At 45.7% G+C, this 3,483-nt stretch carries 6 protein-coding genes; 1 reads left to right on the top strand and 5 read right to left on the bottom strand.

Features of this window, described 5'->3' with window-relative positions; genetic code table 11:
- Positions 1-187, top strand: a 187-nt coding sequence (locus OEL57_RS15375) for a hypothetical protein (RefSeq protein WP_300741670.1), incomplete at its 5' end; no start/stop codon positions are given.
- A 24-nt stretch (positions 188-211) separates the two neighbouring features.
- Here the strand turns inward: OEL57_RS15375 and OEL57_RS15380 are convergent.
- The 5 genes from OEL57_RS15380 to OEL57_RS15400 form a co-directional block, all read right to left on the bottom strand.
- A complete protein-coding gene (locus tag OEL57_RS15380; RefSeq protein WP_300741672.1) occupies positions 212-1,711 on the bottom strand; it encodes a hypothetical protein in 1,500 nt (499 codons plus the stop codon).
- 538 nt (positions 1,712-2,249) lie between these two features.
- Positions 2,250-2,510: a DUF2442 domain-containing protein gene (locus tag OEL57_RS15385; RefSeq protein ID WP_300741674.1), complete on the bottom strand. Its 261-nt coding sequence runs from the start codon at positions 2,508-2,510 to the stop codon at positions 2,250-2,252.
- Positions 2,511-2,520: 10 nt separating this feature from the next.
- Positions 2,521-2,769, bottom strand: coding sequence for a DUF4160 domain-containing protein (locus OEL57_RS15390; RefSeq protein WP_300741676.1), 249 nt, complete (start codon positions 2,767-2,769; stop codon positions 2,521-2,523).
- A 120-nt stretch (positions 2,770-2,889) separates the two neighbouring features.
- Positions 2,890-3,144 carry a Txe/YoeB family addiction module toxin gene (locus OEL57_RS15395; protein WP_300741678.1) on the bottom strand — a complete coding sequence of 85 codons (255 nt, stop codon included), beginning with the start codon at positions 3,142-3,144 and terminating at the stop codon, positions 2,890-2,892.
- The gene (locus OEL57_RS15400; RefSeq protein ID WP_300741679.1) at positions 3,141-3,395 is read right to left on the bottom strand and encodes a type II toxin-antitoxin system Phd/YefM family antitoxin; all 255 of its coding nucleotides are present in this window, start codon (positions 3,393-3,395) and stop codon (positions 3,141-3,143) included. Before OEL57_RS15400 ends, OEL57_RS15395 begins: the two co-directional genes overlap by 4 nt.
- Positions 3,396-3,483: the final 88 nt, after the last annotated feature.

Raw genomic sequence — 3,483 nt, forward strand, 5'->3', positions numbered from 1 at the left:
GACCCGCAAAGGGCCGGCACCAAAGGCTGACACTGCTGTCATTAACAGCGTCAGCACCACCAACAGATATCGCTTCATAGTTCCTCCCCAAGATCGCGTATACGCAAAAGCCGGAGGAGTATGCCACATCCCCCGACGAGCCTCAACTGAAAAAGGCGGCGCCGAAATCGGCGCCGCCTTTGGTTAGCTTTACAGCCTGCTCTACGTAATGTTAGAAGCTGTAAGTTGCAGCAAGACGTGTAGTGAATGGATTATCAGGAGTCTTGGCAGTTACACCGTCTGATCCAAAACCTGCATTCTTGTAATATCCACCCAGAATTACGTAAGCAGCCTGTGCCTTAAGGGTCAGGTTCTTATACAGCTTATAGCCGGTCTCAAGGTTGATCTCAGTACCCATGAAGTCGCTAGCGTTATTAGCTGCAGTAGTTACACCAACTTTAGTATCAGGGTGAAGTTCTGATACAGAGGACGGTGCCCATGCAAAACCAACATTACCGTTCAGATAGACCTTCTCGGTCAGGTTGGCATCATAGCCCATGGTCAGCAGGGCGATGTTGGAAACCGGCTTACGGAAGTAGTTGTCAGTGTTGGTGCCGCCCATGGAGGTGTTACGGGCCAGCAGCATCATACCAGACTCGTTGTAGGAGTTTTGGCCAACGGAGTTATTACTATCACTTAAAGTCTGCCAAGCATTGTTATGGGCAGTGCGGTCACCAGTTGCGTTGTTACCAGAGGCAAACAAGAAACCTGTTTTTGCCTTACCAGAACCTACAGCCATGTTAGCCGCAACGTTAGCTGCCCAACCATGATAATTCATGGTTCTCATACCTGCGACAGTAAGAGCATTACCCGCGTTCTTCTGGTAGCCAGCCTGCATAGCAGCAAAGCCGGACAGAGCAAGTGAACCCAACTTCGTCTCGCCGCTCACACCAAAGGTATTGATCTTCTTTTGCCTAGAAATACCCACGTTCGGTGTATCAGTGTGAGTTGAGTTGTCACTATTAAGATAATACACGAGCGAAACGTTGGTGTCCTTGCTGAATGCATAGGTGTTTTCAAAACCAAAAAGGTCTGAAGACATATCACCGTAATTCAAAGGATTTGCGTCATTAAAACGGCTATAAACAAAATTAAATTTGTAACCACCAGTTTTGTATGCCACCTGTAATGCTGGCAGATCTGCATCCACATACAGTCCCTTCAGCCGATCCTTGTAGGGCTGTTGACCCGCCTTAACGTTAACCGATTTACCCATATTGAAATCAAGATAGGCCCAACGTGTAGCAATATTCACGCCGTCGGTATCAATACCGCCGCCGATACCGGAAGAGTTTGTGCCGGAGTCAGCTGCCGGTGTAAGGTACCCACCGGCATTGACCGATCTGTTTCCCCAACGAGTGTTCATTTCAAATTGGGTAACCAGCTTAAGGTCATCACTTGCCTTTGCTGTGTAGCCCAAACGCAGGCGCTGATCTGTATAGTTATTGACCTTGACGTTAGTGCGTCCAACAGGGCTTACCTGAGTAGGATAATATAAATTTGTAGCAGCATTAAAAGTACTTCCTTGAGCATTATCGTAGTTTGACAGGTAGGTCTTAAGGGCAAAAGAACCACTAAAAACGTTCTCAAAGGCCATTGCAGGAAGGGCAGTTACGGCGGTCAGGGCACCGGCTGCGGCGATGGTTAACATCTGCTTTTGAAACTTGGTCATAAAAACTTTCCTCCTTCATGTGGTGTATGTACTGCCTAATAAATGAAATTTCTTCCTTAAAGCTACAGTTTTTGATTGCCTGGGAGTCTCACCACCCTTCATATAAATTTATGAACAATTAAAACAACTTACTATCATCATCTTAATATTCAACTACTTATATGTTCTACTAATTGCTGGGAATAATACAATAAATATAACGGCTGTCAAGCCTAAATCTGTATTTTTTATACTGCACGCAGCTTTGAAGCGGGTTTGCGGTCTAAAACCAGTTTAAACACTGAGACACTGAGACACAGAGAACGGCGAAAACTAAACTTCTTAGGTACACAAAATCATTTGGAACACAGAGCAACGGAGCAACAGAGAAAGGCAAAAGAATAAAATCTGATTTTTCTGGGGTAAAGCAAAGTCGAAAACTGGTCTTTTTTGTTTTGCCTTTCCCCTACTTGTTGTTTTTCAGGCTTCTCTGTGTCCTGTGCGCTTCTCTGTTTCATACGCATTTGATCGGCCGATCAGCCAACCAGGTATCTCAAGGCTACTGCGGAGGCCACAAGAACTGCTTACCCGTTGCACGTTCATAGAGGCTTTCGGGCGCAAGGTCAAAACCGCATGGCCATGCAAGCGTAGGCCACTCATCCAGGTAGAATTTTTTGAATTCATTTTTATCGAGTAGCGGCTGCGCCGCCTTATAAGTATGCAACAGATCTGCAAGGTCTGCGATACCACTTTCGCCGGTATTGAAACGGAGCCAGATTCTGTACTCTTCCTGATATGTTGCTTCCTGTATACCGATCATCGACAGCCTCCTAAACCAGGGGGGCAATCTTGTGAAACTCGTGTGAATCCCACATCGCAAGCAGTTCATTCTGATGAAGTTCTGCCCATTCTTCAACTAGACCCCTAACTCTGGCTGGCAGCGTTCCGTCAAGCAGATTCAAGGTTTTGATTGCCATTGCAGCCTTATGTTCGTTGTATGATACATGAAAATGAGGCGGATTATGCTCATCAAAATACATACTGATGACAATACCCAAAAAACGGCAAATTTCAGGCAAGACAGGCCTCCTATCTCATCAAGCCAACAAATGTCCGGTTTAATTTCTACAACTTCCTCTTTTTAGCACTTTCTCTGCGTTCCCAGTGCCTCTGTGTTTCATCTGCCTTTGATCGGATTATCAATAATGGTGCCTGCAACCAACTACCAGTATTTCCTGATCTGTCACCTGGTAGACAAGACGATGCTCACGATCAATCCGGCGCGACCAGCATCCGGCAAGTTGGTGTTTAAGCGGCTCAGGCTTTCCTGTACCTTCAAAAGGCGTTTTTACAACCTCTCCCAACAAGGCAAGAATACGATCCGCACGCTTACGATCATTGACAAGCCACCAACGCAGATCATCCAGAGCATTAGGGGTTAAAGAAATTTTCACTTCAGTGCGTCTTCAAGTGAGATGAGCTCTCCACGTCTGGCTTGCGCTAACGATTCAAGCAGATGTGCGGCATTAACACGCGAAGAAAGAAGATAATCGGTTTCCACAAACGACTCATAATCTTCCTGACTGATAAGAACAATATTTTCACCACGACGCCGAGTTACCACAAGTGGTTCATGGTCACTACAGACCTGATCCATAACTGATTTAAGATTTTCACGTGCCTCACTATAACTTAGAGCTCTCATAGAGAACCTCCTATTGTACTTGTTCCCGTACAATAGACTCCCCCAGCATCAAGGTCAAGTGCTTTACTTCTTTGGTATGTTTTCAGTG

It is taken from the genome of Trichlorobacter sp. (assembly GCF_030247655.1).
In the GTDB taxonomy this organism is placed as follows: Bacteria; Desulfobacterota; Desulfuromonadia; order Geobacterales; family Pseudopelobacteraceae; genus Trichlorobacter.

What these genes read in the sequence shown, in the direction of transcription:
- OEL57_RS15380 (WP_300741672.1), bottom strand. Translation starts at nt 1,711, where the DNA reads ATGACCAAGTTTCAAAAGCAGATGTTAACCATCGCCGCAGCCGGTGCC.
- OEL57_RS15385 (WP_300741674.1), bottom strand. Translation starts at nt 2,510, where the DNA reads ATGATCGGTATACAGGAAGCAACATATCAGGAAGAGTACAGAATCTGG.
- OEL57_RS15400 (WP_300741679.1), bottom strand. Translation starts at nt 3,395, where the DNA reads ATGAGAGCTCTAAGTTATAGTGAGGCACGTGAAAATCTTAAATCAGTT.